Source organism: Thalassococcus sp. BH17M4-6, from assembly GCF_049323015.1.
Lineage (GTDB): Bacteria > Pseudomonadota > Alphaproteobacteria > Rhodobacterales > Rhodobacteraceae > Puniceibacterium.
The window spans coordinates 435,430-450,231 of the sequence record NZ_JBMPGU010000001.1 but is presented as its reverse complement, the minus strand read 5'-3'; the positions used below and the strand labels follow the sequence as shown (position 1 = coordinate 450,231).

Genomic DNA, 14,802 nt, shown 5'->3' with positions numbered 1-14,802 from the left:
TCAAGACGCCATGACCGCCAAGGACCCCACATCGCTGATCCGCATCGCCCGCGAAGGCGGCGCCGAGGTTGCCGCCGAACCGCTCGACCTGGGCAGCCGTGTGCGCGAGTTGCGCAAGGCGCGCGACTGGACGCTGGAGCAGGCCGCGCGGCAGGCGGGGCTGGCGCGGTCGACCCTGTCGAAGATCGAGAACGGGCAGATGTCGCCCACATACGATGCGCTGAAAAAGCTCGCCGTGGGGCTGGAGATTTCGGTACCGCAGCTTTTCACCCCGCCGCAGCGCGATCAGGTCAACGGACGGCTTGCCGTCACCAAGGCAGGGACCGGCGCGCAATATGCCACCGTGACCTACGAGCACGAGCTTCTGGCAGAGACGCTGACGAAAAAGCAGATGCTGCCCTACCGCGCCCGGGTCCGCGCGCGCGACATCGGCGAATTCGACGGCTGGGTGCGCCACGACGGCGAAGAGTTCCTCTACGTGCTGACCGGGGTGATCCGGCTTTACACAGAATTCTACGAACCCATCGAGATGCGCCGGGGCGACAGCGCCTATTACGACGCGACCATGGGCCACAACGTCGTCTCGGTCAGCGAAGACGACGCGACGATCCTTTGGGTGACCTCGCTGGGGTGAGGGGCGGAGGCGCGGTCGTAGCCCGTTCAGGCAATCCTGGGCAGCCCGCGACCGATGGCCGGTTGGAGGCCCTGCTGGACAGTTGGTCAGCCGTGCCAGCGCCGGACCGGGGGGCGGCGCATCCGGGTTTCGAGCTAAGGTGCTTTATGCTTGCCAGATACGTCTTCGCTCACGGCTTCTGACCAAGCCCCGCCAAAGCGCCGGCCCATGGGGCCGGTCCGGCGCTGGCACGGCGGCCGCCAAGGGCGGCCTTGATTCCGTGCCGGGTGCCAAAGACCCAAAGTCCGCCCAATCCGTCCAGCTGGCAATATCGGCCGCAGCAGGCTTGGGGCGTGATTGGCATTTGCTTGTTCTCTGCACGGGCCCCTTGAGTTGGGCATCGCTCAATGCGTGGCGCGGGGATCACTCAGGCCCCTTAGAACCACCCCTGCACGGTGCGGGCCGCGCCCGAGACGTCCTGCCCGACGCCGTCGATTGTCGCGCAGCCGGTCAGAAGGGCTGCGGTTGCCAGTATGATCAGCGTCTTCATGCGCTCTACTCCTCTTGCCACCACCAGACGTCTGGCTGAAAGCCGACCCAATCGCCGTAGACCGGGATGCGGTCGGGATATGTCAGTTCCTTCGCATGGGCGATGCGGCTGACGTTGTACTGATATATCGGAATCACGTAGCGCCCGGTGGTCAGCACGCGGTCGAGCGCGCGGGCCGCGGCGACGAAATCGTCGCGGCTTTCGGAATTCAGCAGCCGGTCGATCATCGCCTCTGCCGCCGGGCTCGACATGCCCATGAGGTTGCGCGACCCGGGGGTGTCGACGCCGTCCGACCCCCAGTAAAGCCGCTGTTCGTTGCCGGGGCTCAGCGACAGGCCGTAGCGATAAAAAATCATGTCGAACTGATATTCGTCCAGCCGTTCGTTGTACTGCGCGCTGTCGACCGTGCTGATCTGCGGCGTGATGCCCAGCCGCACGAGGCCCTGGGTAAAGATGTCGGCAATCGTGCCTTCCTCGACCTGGGCCTGGGTCAGCAGGATTTCAAAGGTCAGCGGTTCGCCGGCGGAGTTCTTCATTTCACCCTCCTGCACGGTCCACCCCGCCTCTTCCAGAAGCGCTGTGGCGGCGCGGATGTTGCGGCGGTTGCGCAGCGATCCGTCGCCTTCGGGCAGGCTGTAGCCTTCCAGCGCGCCGGGCAGCAGGCTGTCGGCGAAGGGCAGCAGGAATTCTTCGACCCGGCCGGTGGCGGGGCCATCCTCCATCCCCAGCACGGAGTTCGAGAAATACGAGGTGATGCGCGGCGATTTGGAGCCGGTCATGGTTTCGTTGATGAATTCGAAGTTGAAGGCCAGCAGCATCGCCTCGCGCACGCGCCAATCCTTGAACACCTCGCGTCGGGTGTTCATCAGAAATCCGGTCATGCCCGATGGGCGTTCGTGCGGGATCTCGGATTTGACGATGTCGCCCGACTGCACGGCGGGGAAATCGTACTGCGTCTCCCATTTCTCGACGTTGTTTTCGCGGATCGAATTCAGCGCGCCGGCCTTGAACGCCTCGAACTGGACGGTGCCGTCGCCATAGAATTCCATGCGGATCTCGTCCAGGTTGGCCTGACCGCGCATGAAGGGCACGTCCTTGCCCCAGTAGTCCGGGTTGCGCTTGAGCGAGACAAAGCGCCCGGCCTCGAAATCCTCAATGACGTAGGGCGACGTCGAAATCGGGATGAGGTCGATGCCCGATGCAGCGAAATCGCGCCCTTCCCACTGCGCCTTCTTGAGGATCGGGCGCATGCCGATCAGCAGCGCCAGTTCGCGGTCATCGGTGTTGAAGGTAAACCGCAGCGACCGCGGGCCGGTCTGTTCCATGCTGGCGATCTTGCCCCAGATGCCGCGATAGCGCGGGTGCCCTTCGGTGCCCAGGATCTCGTAAGACCACATCACGTCCTCGATGGTGACGGGGGTACCGTCGGAAAACGCCGCCTCTTCGCGCAGAACGAATTCCGCCCATTCGCGGTCCGGTCCGACCTCGATTGATTCGGCCAGCAGACCGTACAGCGTGAAGGGTTCGTCCCAACTGCGCCCCATCAGCGACTCGTATCCCAGAAGCCGGAGCTGCCAGGGCGTGGTGCCTTTGAGGATCAGCGGATTGAGGCTGTCGAAGCTGCCGGTTTCCCCTGTGACTATCCGCCCGCCCTTGGGCGCGTCGGGGTTGGCATAGGGCAGGGACACAAAATCCGGTGGCAGTGCGGGGTCGCCGTACATAGCTATGCCATGCTGCGGCTCTGCACCGGCCAATGAAGCGGTCGCGACGACGGCCAGAACGACCCCCGCCACACGAATGCGTGAGAAAAACTCTATGGCCATTTTGGCAACAATCCTGCTCTGCCCTTGTTTTATTGCCTCCCAAGGTAGCGGGGGATTCATGGCTTATCAAACTTTTAGCTTGGCCCCGGGCGGGGAAAGGCTTATAACACTCTTACTGCTCGATAGGTTTCTTGCCTGTATGAAACCTGCCTCAATAACTTAACGCCCGCTTCGTGCGGGCGTTTTTTTTGGTCCGGTTCTCAGTCGGTTGTGGCCCGGACCTGAGATGGGCCAGAGGCCGCAGAGCCCGCTGTGACAGGGGTTTGGCGCGGCTTTTGCCGGGGGCTTGAGGTTTGCGCAAGGTCGCGAACTTCCGCGCATGCCGTCCTGCCTGAAATGCCCATTTCCCGGTGCGCCGACGCGACGCGCCGCGATTCGCTTGCCGATGCGGCAGGGCGCGCGTTGCGGCAGGGAACCGTGCAGCTTCCCTTTGTATTGTGCACCTGCAGCATGTAGCCTGCGCCCAACGAATGTATCCCGTTTCAGAAGAGGAAGTTTTCATGTCGCTCAAGGGAAAAACCGCCATCATCACCGGATCGACTTCCGGCATCGGGCTGGGCATCGCGCGGGAAATGGCAAAGGCGGGGGCGGATGTCGTGCTCAATTCCTTTTCCGACCGTGACGAGGATCACGCCCTGGCCAGGGAGATCGGGGAAGAGCATGGCGTCACCGCGCGCTATATCCAGGCCGACATGTCCAAGGCTGACGCCTGCCGTCGCCTGATCGAAGAGGCCGGGGCCTGCGATATCCTGGTCAACAACGCCGGAATCCAGCACGTCGCCCCGATCGACGAATTCCCGACCGAAAAGTGGGATGCGATCATCGCGATCAACATGACCTCGGCCTTTCACACCACCGCCGCGGCGCTGCCGATGATGCGCAAGGCGGGGTGGGGCCGGGTGATCAACATCGCCTCGGCGCACGGGCTTCGCGCGTCGCCATTCAAATCGGCCTATGTCACCGCCAAGCACGGCGTTGTCGGCATGACCAAGGTCGTGGGGCTCGAGACCGCGAAAGAGCCGATCACCTGCAACGCCATCTGCCCGGGCTACGTGCTGACCCCGCTGGTCGAGGGACAGATCCCCGACACCGCAAAGGAATACGGCATTTCCGAAGACGAGGCGGTGGAAAAGGTGATCCTTGCGAAACAGCCGTCGAAGGAATTCGTGACCGTGGGGCAGCTTGCGGGCATCGCGATCTTCCTGTGTTCGGACGCGGCCTCGCAGATCACCGGCACCAGCATCGCCGCCGACGGCGGCTGGACCTCGCAATGAGCGGGGCCGAGGCGGGGCGCGACAAGCTCGAGATCGACAACATGTACCTCAACGGGTCGCGGATGACCCGGGTCAGCCTGAAAGACGCGTTTTTTGGCGATGCGCATCTTATCGGGGCGGAGTTCAACGACGTCGATGCCACCGGGCTGACCTTCGAGAACGTCAACCTGGCAGAGGCGCGGTTTCACGACGTGAACCTGTCGGGCGCGACCATCCGGTCCGCGAACCTGCAGGGCATGGCGATCAGTGAGGCGAACCTTACAGACATGACCATCAACGGCGTGAAGGTCAGCGACCTTTTCGCCGCTTACGAGGCCGCGCAGACCGGCTGAGCCGCGCGGCGGCTGCCGTCGGAGTGAGGGGCCGACCCCTCACACTCCCCGAGGTATTTTGAAACCGGAGAATGAGGGGCGCGGCGCATCTGGGCCCGTGTCGGGCAGGGGGCCGGGAAAGGAGATTTGGATGAAGCGGATCAATCTGGCCTTGCAGGGTGGCGGCGCGCATGGCGCGTTCACCTGGGGTGTGCTCGACCGGTTGCTGGAAGAGGACGATATCGAGATCGCGGCCATCGCCGGCACCTCGGCCGGGGCGCTGAATGGCGCGGCGCTGAAGTCGGGCATGCTCGAGGGCGGGCGCGACGGCGCGCGCGCGAAGCTGGACTGGCTGTGGGAACAGGTGGGCGCGGTCCGGTCCCCGGGGCTGCCGGAATGGATGGATGCCTGGCTGCCCGCACCGGGGCTGATCAGCCAGGCGCTCGAGGTGTCGTGGCCTTATGCGGTGGGGGACGGGGTGAGCCGCATGGTGTCGCCCTATGCCTGGGGCGCGCTTTACCGCAATCCGCTGGAATCGATCGTGGCGCAGTTCAATTTCGGCAAGGTCTGCGCCACCGACGGGCCCGAGTTGCACATCTGCGCCACCCAGGTGCGCGAGGGCAAGGTGCGGATCTTTACCGGCGACCGGATCAGCACGCAGGCGATCATGGCCTCGGCCTGTCTGCCGACGCTGTTTCAGGCGGTCGAGGTCGAGGACCCCGAAACCGGCGTGACCGAGGCGTTCTGGGACGGCGGCTATACCGGCAATCCGGCGCTGTTTCCGCTCTATCGTGCCGATCTGCCCGATGACATCGTGATCATCAACATCAACCCGCTGGTGCGTGACCAGGTGCCGGTGACGCCACCCGAGATCCAGAACCGGATCAACGAGATCAGCTTCAATTCGTCGCTGTTGCGCGAATTGCGGGCCATCGATTTCGTCCAGCGGCTGCTGTCCGAAGGGCGGGTTCCCGAGGGCGCGATGAAGAACGTCAACGTGCACATGATCGCCGATGATGCGCTGATGAACGACCTTTCGGTGGCGACCAAGCTGGTGCCGGTGCCGTCGATCATCGCGCAGCTCAAGGTCGCAGGACGGCGCGCGGCGGGGGCCTTCCTGCACGATCACAAGGACGATCTGAATGTCCGCCAGACCGCCGATCTCAGGGCAAAGTTCGGCTGAGCCAGGCGAGGTAGGCGCCGTAGCTTATCAGCAGCGCCAGTCCAGGCAACCGGCCGATCCGGGCGCGGGCGGCGCCAAGGACCAGCAGCGCCAGGCTGGCGGCCAGCATCACCCAGACATCGACGCGGGCAATGCTGTCGGCCACCGGCAGCGGCACCGCAAGCGCCGTGGCCCCCAGGATGCCCAGCACGTTGAAGAGGTTGGAGCCCAGGATATTGCCAAGCGCGACGTCGCCATGCCCGCGCCGGGCCGCGAGGACCGAGGTCACAAGCTCGGGCAGGGAGGTGCCGACCGCCACCAGCGTCAGGCCGATCACCGCCTCGGACACGCCGAAGTCGCGCGCGAGCCCGGTGGCCCCGTCGACCAGCAGCACCGCTCCCAGAAGCGTGAGGCCCAAGCCCGCCGTGAATGCGAGGGCAGCCTGCCAGAGGGGACGGGGCGGACCAGCGACGTCGGCGGGCGCATCGGGCGTGGCGCGCCGCAGGGTGAGCCAGAGGAACGCCGCGAGCCCCGCCAGCAGGCCCAGCCCCGCGCCGCGTCCGATCACCGGCAGCAGCACCAGAAGCGCGCAGGCCAGCCCCGCCGCAAGCATCCAGCCGCCGTCGCGGCGGAACCCGGCCCGGTCTGCCACGGCCATGGGGCGGATCAGCGCCGCCAGCCCTAGGATCAGCAGGATATTGGCGATATTGCTGCCCACCACGTTGCCAAGCGCGATGTCAGGCGCGCCTTGCGAGGCGGCGCGCAGCGAGGTCAGCAGTTCCGGCGTCGAGGTGCCAAAGCCCACCAGCGTCAGCCCGATGACCATCGGCGACAGGCCCAGCCGCAGCGCCAGCGCCACCGCGCCCGACACCAGAAGCTCGCCCCCGCCCAAGAGCGCGGGCAAGCCCAGTGCGATCAGAAGAATGTCCATGAGATCCTTTTCCGCCCCCGGAAAGATCGCCGGGAACGTGGGATAGATCATCACCCGGCGGCGCGGATCAAGGGCGGCGGAAAAATATCGTCAGGAGGCGCGGCGCAGCTCTTCCTCGACCGCTGTCTTGGCCTCTTTGGCGTTCGGGTAGACAAGTCCGGCGGAGATCACCAGCTTGGCTGCCTCTTCGATGGTCATGTCGAGTTCGACCACATCTTCGGCCGGAACGAAAAGCAGAAAGCCCGAGGTCGGGTTCGGCGTCGTCGGCAGAAACACCGACATGAGGTCACCCGAGGTTTCGGTCCGGGCCGCCACCTCGCCGCGCGCCTTGGTGGAGATAAAGCCGATCGCCCAGATGCCGCGGCGCGGATACTGGATCAGGCAGGCCTTTTCAAAGCTGGCCTCGGTCTGGGCAAAAACCGTTTCGGCGATCTGTTTCACACCAGAATAGATCGACCGCACCACCGGCATCCGTTCCACCAGGCTTTCGGCAAAGCGGATCAGCGACCGGCCGATCAGCCCCTTGGCGACCCAGCCAACCACGATAGTGAAAAGCAGAAAGAAGATCACCCCGACGCCGCGCAGGTTGATGCCGATGTATTGCTCGGGGTTGAAGCGCGACGGCACCAGCGGCAGCACGAAACCGTCGATCCAGCCTATGACCGACCAGATCAGCCAGATCGTCAGGCCCACGGGGGCGATCACCACGATGCCTGTCAGGAAACTCGCGCGCAGGCGGGCCAGCAGCCCGGGGCGGCGCGGCGGCGGATCGAAGGGGGTGGTCATGCGGGCGAAGTCTTTCCGGTCACGTTCACGGTAAACTAGGCAGAGCAGGCGGCTTCTACAATGGCTTGTGCTCGGATGTGGGGCCGGGGGCCTCCATTCTGGTCATTTCGCGAGCAATCGCGGCCCCCAGCCGGGCATTGTTGAGGACCAGCGCGATGTTGGCGTCGAGCGACCGGCCTTCGGTCAGCTCGAAGATGCGTTGCAGAAGGTAGGGTGTCAGCGTCTTGCCGGTGATGCCGTGATCGGCGGCATCCTGGGTGGCCTTGCCGATCACCGGGGCCATTTCGGCGCGCGGGATCTCGGCCTCTTGGGGGATCGGGTTGGCGACCAGTTGCCCGCCCGGCAGGCCAAGGGCCGCCCGCATCAGGTGGGCGCGGGCGATGGCCGCGGGGTCGTCCATGCGCAGCGGCGCGCGAAGCCCGGCCGAGCGAGACCAGAAGGCGGGCAGCTGGTCTTGACCGTAGGCGATGACCGGCACACCCAGCGTTTCCAGCACTTCGAGCGTCTTGGGCAGATCGAGGATCGCCTTGGCCCCGGCAGCGATGACCGTGACCGCCGTCTGCGCCAGTTCCTGCAAGTCGGCTGAGACGTCAAAGGATGCCTCTGCCCCCTTGTGTACGCCGCCGATGCCCCCGGTGGCAAAGACGGCGATGCCCGCCATCCGCGCGGCGATCATCGTGGCCGCGACCGTGGTGGCGCCGGTGCGCCCTTCGGCCATGCAGACAGCCATGTCGGCACGGCTGAGCTTGGCCACCCCGCGCGCCTGGGCCAGCGCCTCGAGCTGCGTATCCTCGAGCCCGATGCAAAGCCGACCGTCGACGACGGCGATGGTGGCGGGTTCGGCCCCTTCGGCGCGCACCGTCGCTTCGATCCGGCGGGCGACCTCCAGGTTCTGCGGCCAGGGCATGCCGTGGGTGATGATCGTCGATTCCAGCGCCACGACGGGCCGGTTTTCGGACAGCGCCAGGGCGACGTCGGGGGAAAGATGATAGAGCGGCATGCGGTGGTCCAGTCAGGTTTCGGCCAATGGGGTACAGTGTTTCGCAGTCCCGTCCCGGGCGCAATGGGCCTTGGGCGCGCGGTCAGCTTGGCGTGTCGCCCGACACATAGGCGGCGGCGGCCCGCAGCGCGCGGCTCAGCGCTGCGGCACGGTCGCCGCCTGCGATTTCCGCGGCGATGTGCGCGGCCATGAAGGTGTCGCCCGCGCCGGTCACGCGGGTCACCAGCACCTCGGGCGGAGATTGGGTCAGTATGCCGTCGATGTGGCCATCCGCAGTGACGCGCCCGCCGTCCGTCACCAGCGCCCGCGCCGCACCGCGCTGCAACAGCGCCTCTGCCGCGTCGGGGGCGCTGTCGAACCGGGTCTGGCAGAGGATGCCGGCCTCTTCGAGGTTGACGTAAAGCGTGCCGCGCCGGGCGCGCAGGAAGGGCAGCAGGCGTTCGGCCTTGCCGGGGCTGGCGGGCGCGATGCGCAGGTCCGCGGCGCGAAAGGCCGCATGATGCGCGATCTCTTCCAGCAGCGCCTCGGTCAGGTTGCCATCGAGCGCCACCGGACCGGAGTAGGGCGCCTGTGCGCTGCCCAGGGCGCCGCCGGTCAGCGGGCTGAGGATCTTGGCTCCCGCCGCCTCGAGCGAATGCGCATCGGCGATGGCGGCGATGAGGCCGTTTGCCCCTTCGACCGCCATGTAGCGATCGGTCGGCAGATCATCCGAGCGGTACAGATGCGACACGTCCAACCCCATGCGCGCGCATTCGGCGGCCAGTTCATCCCCTTCGGCATCGCGCCCCAGCGCCGACAGCAGCGCGGGCCGCAGGCCGAAGCGCACCAGCGTCATCGCGATGTTGAGCGCGACGCCCCCCGGCAGCCGGATGATCCGGCCCGGCACGTCCGCGCCCTTGGCCATGTGGCTGGCCGACCGCCCGATCACATCCCAAAGGACCGATCCGATGCACAGGATATCCGGTTGCGCTGTCATGCCGCCTTTGTGACGGGACCGGCGGTGCGGCGCAAGCGCGGGCTTGTCTGCGGCGCGACCGACAGGTGGGAAGGCGCCGCGAAACTCCATCGCGATTTCATCCGTGGGTCTTGAGGTGGCGCCAATTCGCGCCACTATAGCCCTGACCCGACAGCAAGGATTCGACATGATGCGCCGCCTGACCCTTTTGTGCCTTGCCGTGCTGACCTGGGCCGCCGCCGCCACCGCGCACGAGGTGCGGCCCGCCATCGGCGATCTGACCGTGTCGGGCGGGCAGGTGACGCTGCAGATCACGATGAACGCCGAACCGATCGTGGCGGGGGTGAACCTGGACGGGGTCGAGGATACCAACGACACCGACAATTCCGACGCGGTGGATGCCCTGCGCGCCCTGCCGCCCGAGGAGATGGCCGCGCAATTGGCCGAGCGTGTGCCGCAGATGAGCGACAGCATCGCGATGACCGTGGGCGGCACGCCGGTGACGCTGACGGCAACGGACATCACCGTGGGCCCTGTCGGAAATGTGGAATTGCCGCGCGACACCGTCCTGACCCTGACCGGCGCGGCGACGGGCGACACGCTCGAAATGAGCTGGCCTGCGGAATACGGCACGCTGATCCTGCGCCAGCAGGGGGTTGAGGCGCCCTATACCGGCTATCTGTCCGGAGGCCAGTCGACCGGGCCGATCAGCCTGGGCGGGGGCGATGCGCAAACCGGCTGGGATGCGTTCCTGAGCTATATCCCGGTGGGCTTCGAACACATCGTGCCCATGGGGCTCGATCATATCCTCTTCGTGCTGGGGCTCTTCTTCCTCTCGACCCGGCTGGGGCCGCTGCTGTGGCAGATTTCGGCCTTTACGCTGGCGCATACGGTGACGCTCGCGCTCGGCGCGCTTGGCTATGTCAGCATTCCCGCCAGCATCGTGGAGCCGATCATCGCCGCCTCGATCGTCTTTGTCGCGGTCGAGAACATCACCAGCAGGGGGCTGAGCAAATGGCGCCCCGTTGTGGTTTTCGTCTTCGGACTGCTGCACGGGCTTGGTTTTGCGTCGGTGCTGGGTGAATTCGGTCTGCCTCAGGGACAGTTCATTCCGGCCCTCGTGGGCTTTAACGTGGGGGTCGAAGTCGGCCAGCTGACGGTGATCGCCGCCGCGTTCATGCTGGTCTGGGTGGCGCTGCGGGTCGACACGCTCGACATGACCGACCGCACGGGCGAGGTGTTTTACGGCGTGCTGGCGGCGGCCTTCGTGGTGCTGGCCTTCCTTGCCGACAGCCCCGGCTTTACCGAGGCGATGGGCGTCGCGGCGCCGGTGATCTTCATCCCGCTGGCGGGCCTGTCGCTGCTGTGTCTGCTGTCGGCGGTGCATGTGGACAAGCTTGACAGCTACCGCACCTACGTCGCTGTCCCGGCCTCGGCCGCCATTGCGCTTGTGGGCGCCTGGTGGTTCGTGGAACGCGTGTTTCTCTGAACCGCAGACGCGAAACGGCGGACCCCGTGGAGCCCGCCGTTTCTTGTCGGGATCCCGTCCTCGTCACATCATGTAGATGCTTTTGACGTTGACGAACTCCTTCATGCCGAAACCGCCGTGTTCGCGGCCATAGCCTGAATCCTTCACGCCGCCGAAGGGCATGTTGGGGATCGCGATGGTGTACCCGTTGATCGAAATCATGCCGGTGTCGAAGTATTTCGACGCCAGTTCGCGCGCCCGATCTACATCCTTGGAAAAGATGCCGCCACCCAGACCGTAACGGCTGTCGTTGGCGATGCGCATCGCATCCTCGTCGTCCTTGGCCTTGATCACAGAGGCGACCGGCCCGAACAGTTCGTCGTCATAAGCGGGCTGACCGGGTTTGACATCGACCAAGACGGTTGCCGGGTAGTAGGCCCCTTTTCGGTCGGGAATCGCACCGCCGCACAGGGCACGGGCGCCCTTTTCAACGCTCTCATCCACCTGCTTGGCCAGTTCGTCACGCAGGTCGGCGCGGGCCATCGGGCCCAGCTTGGTGCTGTCCGCTGTGGGATCGCCGAGTTCGATGGCCCCCATCTTTTCGGCAAAGCGTTCGACAAAAACGTCATAATTCTTTTCGGTGACGATGAAACGCTTGGCATTCACGCAGGTCTGGCCGTTGTTGTAGATACGCCCCATCACGCAGGCATCGACCGCCACGTCGAGATCGGCATCGTCCAGCACCATGTAGGCGTCGTTGGATCCAAGCTCGAGCACGGATTTCTTGAGATTTTCCGCCGCCTTCTTGGCGATGATACGACCGGCCTTGTCACTGCCCGTCATGGTCACGCCGCGCACCAGATTGTTTTCGATCACCTTGTCGGACTGGTCATGGTCGATCACCAGCACGGAGAACAGGTGCTTGGGAAGACCCGCACGTTCCATCACATCACGCAGGAACAGGCCGCTGCCGGTGCAGTTCTCGGCGTGCTTCAGCAGAACGCCATTGCCCGCCATCAGGTTGGCGACGGTGTAGCGCACGACCTGGTAGCAGGGAAAGTTCCACGGCTGAATGCCGTAGACGACGCCCAGCGGTGCATAGCTGACAACGCCAGTGCCGTCGGGGATGCTGCGCTCTTCATCGGCCAGTTCGGACGGGCCGTTTTCGGCGGTGAATTCGCAGATCTGCGCGCAAAGCTCGACTTCCTGACGGCTGTCGCCGATCAGCTTGCCGACTTCTTCGGTCATCACCTGGGCGAAATCCTCTTGACTGTTACGCAGTTCCTTTGCGACGGCGCGCAAAACCTCCGCGCGATCTTCGGTGGATTTGAGCCGCCATTCCATGAACGCGTCATGACAGGCCTGGACAGCCTCGCGTGCTTCGGCGTCGGTCATGTAGTCGTATGTCTTGATCTCTTCTTCCGTCGCCGGATTGATCGTGGTGATCTGGCTGGTCATGGTCTACCTCTGTCATCTGAAAGTCTGTTGTCTCCCCAACGCCCGAACGCGGCATGCTTTCCATCACACTGTGTTGACCCGGCACGGGGTTGATCCCGGCAGCATCGGCTTAGGGCTTGCGCGGCTCGGCAAAGCCCGCTAAAGGCGCAGCACTGTAATCCGCAGGCATGGGCGGGTTTGTGGGGGAGACATCCCCACAGGTCCACCGGTTGAGGCATCCGCCTCTCTCCCCGTGTCGAGGCGCAAACCGGAAAAGGATAAGACCATGGCTCTTCCCGAGTTCTCCATGCGTCAGCTGCTTGAAGCTGGCGTTCACTTCGGCCACCAGACGCAGCGTTGGAACCCCCGAATGGGCGAGTTCATCTATGGCGCGCGCAACGGCATCCACATCATGGACCTGACGCAGACCGTTCCGATGCTGGACGCGGCGCTGAACGCCATCCGCGAAACCGTCGCGAAAAACGGCCGCGTGCTGTTTGTCGGCACCAAGCGTCAGGCCGCGCAGCCGATCGCCGAGGCGGCGGAAAAGTGCGCGCAGTACTACATGAACCACCGCTGGCTGGGCGGCACGCTCACCAACTGGCAGACCGTGTCCAAGTCGATCAGCCGTCTGAAGGAAATCGACGAGCTGATGGAGCAGGGCGCCGAAGGTCTGACCAAGAAAGAGCGTCTGGGCATGGAGCGTGACCAGGCCAAGCTGCAGGCGTCGCTGGGCGGCATCCGCGAAATGGGCGGCGTGCCGGACCTGCTGTTCGTCATCGACGTGAAGAAAGAGCAGCTGGCCGTGGCAGAAGCCAACAAGCTGGGCATCCCGGTCGTGGCCGTTGTCGATACCAACTGCTCGCCCGATGGCGTCGATTTCATCATCCCCGGCAACGACGACGCGGCCCGCGCCATCGCGCTTTACTGCGATCTGGCCAGCCGTGCCGCCCTTGACGGCATGACCGCGCAGATGGGTGCCGCAGGCGTCGACCTCGGTGCGCTCGAAGAGGCACCGGCCGAAGAAGCCGTCGCGGAAGAGCCCGCAGCCGCCCCCGCCGAAGGCGCCTGAGTTTCGCCGCGTCGCGCAAGCGACATCTAAAGCTGACATGGGTGGCCCAGGGGGCCGCCCCCACCCGCATTTGACACGAGGAGAGCCGAGATGGCGATCACAGCATCCCAGGTGAAAGAACTGCGCGAAATGACCGGCGCAGGCATGATGGACGCCAAGAAGGCGCTGACTGAAACCGACGGCGACATGGACGCCGCGGTTGACTGGCTGCGCACCAAGGGCCTGGCCAAGGCCGCGAAGAAATCCGGCCGCACCGCGGCAGAGGGCCTTGTGGCCGTCAAGGTCGACGGCGGAACCGGCGTCGCGGTCGAGGTGAACTCGGAAACCGATTTTGTCGGCAAGAACGCCGATTTCCAGAAGATGGTCGCGGGCATCGCCGATGCCGCCACCGGTGTCGACTCGGTCGAGGCACTGATGGCCGCCGACATGGGCGGCAAGACCGTCCAGGACGAGATCACTTCGAAGATCGCCACCATCGGCGAAAACATGTCGGTGCGCCGCATGGCCAAGGTCAACGGTCAGACGGTCGTGTCCTACGTGCACAATGCCGCCGCCGAAGGCATGGGCAAGATCGGCGTTCTGGTCGCGCTGAACGGCGGTGACGAGGCGTTCGGCAAGCAGGTCGCGATGCACATCGCCGCCGCGAACCCCGCAGCCCTGTCCGAAGCCGATCTGGACCCCGCCGTGGTCGAGAAGGAGCGTCAGGTCCAGATGGACATCGCCCGCGAATCCGGCAAGCCCGAGCAGGTGATCGAAAAGATGATCGTCGGCCGCATGAAGAAATTCATGGGCGAAGTGACCCTGCTGGGCCAGGCTTTCGTGATCAACCCCGATCTCACCGTGGCGGAAGCCGCGAAAGAGGCGGGTGCCGAGATCACCGGCTATGTCCGCATGGAAGTCGGCGAAGGCATCGAAAAGAAGGTCGAGGATTTCGCCGCCGAGGTGGCGAAGGCCGCTCAGGGCTGATCCCTTTCGCCTGACCGATATACCGGCGCGTCGCATCCCTGCGGCGCGCCGATTCGTTTTGGGGCAAAGCAGGGGCAGGGGTGCGCAATAAGCCAACCAACGGACAGGCGGATTTCCGCTACTGACGACCGCAACGTAAAAGCGGGATCGCCCTGTAATGGACGATCCCGCGAACTCTTACCAAGGGGGCCCCGGGACATTGGGGATGAGATAGGGCCCCTTGTAAGTGCGCCGGCCTGCAGGCGAGTATGCACCCGCAGAACCGACCCCGGTTTTCACCGGCAGATCCAAAGAGCCCTGTAATTCCAAGGTTTTGAACCCGACGTCCCCAGGCTAAAGCCACCACTCACGGAACATGGTCAGATTGCCAGTTAACGCCGCGTCAAGGAAGTAGGGATTTCCTTACCAAACGGTAAAAGGCCAGATTCAACCACTTTTTCACGGTGGGTTCACG

Annotated in this window: 14 protein-coding genes; 7 read left to right on the top strand and 7 right to left on the bottom strand. The window is 64.9% G+C overall.

The genetic code is table 11. From position 1 onward, the window contains the following. Window positions 1–10 precede the first annotated feature (10 nt). Window positions 11–634 carry a helix-turn-helix domain-containing protein gene (locus tag ACOXXX_RS01975; protein WP_422824856.1) on the top strand — a complete coding sequence of 208 codons (624 nt, stop codon included), beginning with the start codon at window positions 11–13 and terminating at the stop codon, window positions 632–634. 415 nt (window positions 635–1,049) lie between these two features. Here the strand turns inward: ACOXXX_RS01975 and ACOXXX_RS01970 are convergent, their stop codons facing one another. Both ACOXXX_RS01970 and ACOXXX_RS01965 read right to left on the bottom strand, forming a co-directional pair. Further along, window positions 1,050–1,163: an entericidin EcnA/B family protein gene (locus ACOXXX_RS01970; RefSeq protein WP_422824855.1), complete on the bottom strand. Its 114-nt coding sequence runs from the start codon at window positions 1,161–1,163 to the stop codon at window positions 1,050–1,052. A 5-nt stretch (window positions 1,164–1,168) separates the two neighbouring features. Further along, a complete protein-coding gene (locus ACOXXX_RS01965; RefSeq protein WP_422824854.1) occupies window positions 1,169–2,986 on the bottom strand; it encodes an extracellular solute-binding protein in 1,818 nt (605 codons plus the stop codon). 500 nt (window positions 2,987–3,486) lie between these two features. On the opposite strand from ACOXXX_RS01965, the gene ACOXXX_RS01960 reads away from it, so the two are divergent. The 3 genes from ACOXXX_RS01960 to ACOXXX_RS01950 all read left to right on the top strand — a co-directional run bounded on the left by ACOXXX_RS01960 (window position 3,487) and on the right by ACOXXX_RS01950 (window position 5,754). After that, entirely contained in the window at window positions 3,487–4,260 is a 774-nt protein-coding gene (locus ACOXXX_RS01960; RefSeq protein ID WP_422824853.1) for a 3-hydroxybutyrate dehydrogenase, read from the top strand. Then, complete coding sequence (locus ACOXXX_RS01955) at window positions 4,257–4,592, top strand: pentapeptide repeat-containing protein (protein WP_422824852.1); 336 nt, start codon at window positions 4,257–4,259, stop codon at window positions 4,590–4,592. Before ACOXXX_RS01960 ends, ACOXXX_RS01955 begins: the two co-directional genes overlap by 4 nt. A gap of 130 nt (window positions 4,593–4,722) precedes the next feature. Continuing rightward, window positions 4,723–5,754, top strand: a complete 1,032-nt coding sequence (locus tag ACOXXX_RS01950; protein ID WP_422824851.1) for a patatin-like phospholipase family protein — start codon at window positions 4,723–4,725, stop codon at window positions 5,752–5,754. Here the strand turns inward: ACOXXX_RS01950 and ACOXXX_RS01945 are convergent. The 4 genes from ACOXXX_RS01945 to ACOXXX_RS01930 all read right to left on the bottom strand — a co-directional run bounded on the left by ACOXXX_RS01945 (window position 5,735) and on the right by ACOXXX_RS01930 (window position 9,426). Beyond that, window positions 5,735–6,664, bottom strand: coding sequence for a calcium/sodium antiporter (locus ACOXXX_RS01945; protein ID WP_422824850.1), 930 nt, complete (start codon window positions 6,662–6,664; stop codon window positions 5,735–5,737). The two genes, ACOXXX_RS01950 and ACOXXX_RS01945, sit on opposite strands and share 20 nt — an antisense overlap. A 90-nt stretch (window positions 6,665–6,754) precedes the next feature. After that, entirely contained in the window at window positions 6,755–7,450 is a 696-nt protein-coding gene (locus ACOXXX_RS01940) for a DUF502 domain-containing protein (protein WP_422824849.1), read from the bottom strand. A gap of 55 nt (window positions 7,451–7,505) precedes the next feature. Further along, window positions 7,506–8,450, bottom strand: coding sequence for a pseudouridine-5'-phosphate glycosidase (locus tag ACOXXX_RS01935; RefSeq protein ID WP_422824848.1), 945 nt, complete (start codon window positions 8,448–8,450; stop codon window positions 7,506–7,508). An 82-nt stretch (window positions 8,451–8,532) separates the two neighbouring features. After that, entirely contained in the window at window positions 8,533–9,426 is an 894-nt protein-coding gene (locus tag ACOXXX_RS01930) for a PfkB family carbohydrate kinase (protein ID WP_422824847.1), read from the bottom strand. A 166-nt stretch (window positions 9,427–9,592) separates the two neighbouring features. Between ACOXXX_RS01930 and ACOXXX_RS01925 the strand changes: the two genes are divergently transcribed. Then, a complete protein-coding gene (locus ACOXXX_RS01925; RefSeq protein ID WP_422824846.1) occupies window positions 9,593–10,894 on the top strand; it encodes a HupE/UreJ family protein in 1,302 nt (433 codons plus the stop codon). 63 nt (window positions 10,895–10,957) lie between these two features. On the opposite strand, the gene ACOXXX_RS01920 is transcribed toward ACOXXX_RS01925, so the two are convergent. Beyond that, complete coding sequence (locus ACOXXX_RS01920; RefSeq protein WP_422824845.1) at window positions 10,958–12,331, bottom strand: NAD-dependent succinate-semialdehyde dehydrogenase; 1,374 nt, start codon at window positions 12,329–12,331, stop codon at window positions 10,958–10,960. A gap of 265 nt (window positions 12,332–12,596) precedes the next feature. On the opposite strand from ACOXXX_RS01920, the gene rpsB reads away from it, so the two are divergent. Then, window positions 12,597–13,382 carry a 30S ribosomal protein S2 gene (rpsB, locus tag ACOXXX_RS01915; protein WP_422824844.1) on the top strand — a complete coding sequence of 262 codons (786 nt, stop codon included), beginning with the start codon at window positions 12,597–12,599 and terminating at the stop codon, window positions 13,380–13,382. Between the two features lie 90 nt (window positions 13,383–13,472). Next, window positions 13,473–14,348 (top strand): translation elongation factor Ts, encoded by an 876-nt coding sequence (gene tsf / locus ACOXXX_RS01910; RefSeq protein WP_422824843.1) that lies wholly within the window; start codon window positions 13,473–13,475, stop codon window positions 14,346–14,348. Window positions 14,349–14,802: the final 454 nt, after the last annotated feature.

Excerpts from the sequence above, each read along its gene's own strand:
- ACOXXX_RS01975 (WP_422824856.1), top strand. The coding sequence starts at position 11 with ATGACCGCCAAGGACCCCACATCGCTGATCCGCATCGCCCGCGAAGGC.
- ACOXXX_RS01970 (WP_422824855.1), bottom strand. The coding sequence starts at position 1,163 with ATGAAGACGCTGATCATACTGGCAACCGCAGCCCTTCTGACCGGCTGC.
- ACOXXX_RS01965 (WP_422824854.1), bottom strand. The coding sequence starts at position 2,986 with ATGGCCATAGAGTTTTTCTCACGCATTCGTGTGGCGGGGGTCGTTCTG.
- ACOXXX_RS01960 (WP_422824853.1), top strand. The coding sequence starts at position 3,487 with ATGTCGCTCAAGGGAAAAACCGCCATCATCACCGGATCGACTTCCGGC.
- ACOXXX_RS01955 (WP_422824852.1), top strand. The coding sequence starts at position 4,257 with ATGAGCGGGGCCGAGGCGGGGCGCGACAAGCTCGAGATCGACAACATG.
- ACOXXX_RS01950 (WP_422824851.1), top strand. The coding sequence starts at position 4,723 with ATGAAGCGGATCAATCTGGCCTTGCAGGGTGGCGGCGCGCATGGCGCG.
- ACOXXX_RS01945 (WP_422824850.1), bottom strand. The coding sequence starts at position 6,664 with ATGGACATTCTTCTGATCGCACTGGGCTTGCCCGCGCTCTTGGGCGGG.
- ACOXXX_RS01940 (WP_422824849.1), bottom strand. The coding sequence starts at position 7,450 with ATGACCACCCCCTTCGATCCGCCGCCGCGCCGCCCCGGGCTGCTGGCC.
- ACOXXX_RS01935 (WP_422824848.1), bottom strand. The coding sequence starts at position 8,450 with ATGCCGCTCTATCATCTTTCCCCCGACGTCGCCCTGGCGCTGTCCGAA.
- ACOXXX_RS01930 (WP_422824847.1), bottom strand. The coding sequence starts at position 9,426 with ATGACAGCGCAACCGGATATCCTGTGCATCGGATCGGTCCTTTGGGAT.
- ACOXXX_RS01925 (WP_422824846.1), top strand. The coding sequence starts at position 9,593 with ATGATGCGCCGCCTGACCCTTTTGTGCCTTGCCGTGCTGACCTGGGCC.
- ACOXXX_RS01920 (WP_422824845.1), bottom strand. The coding sequence starts at position 12,331 with ATGACCAGCCAGATCACCACGATCAATCCGGCGACGGAAGAAGAGATC.
- rpsB (WP_422824844.1), top strand. The coding sequence starts at position 12,597 with ATGGCTCTTCCCGAGTTCTCCATGCGTCAGCTGCTTGAAGCTGGCGTT.
- tsf (WP_422824843.1), top strand. The coding sequence starts at position 13,473 with ATGGCGATCACAGCATCCCAGGTGAAAGAACTGCGCGAAATGACCGGC.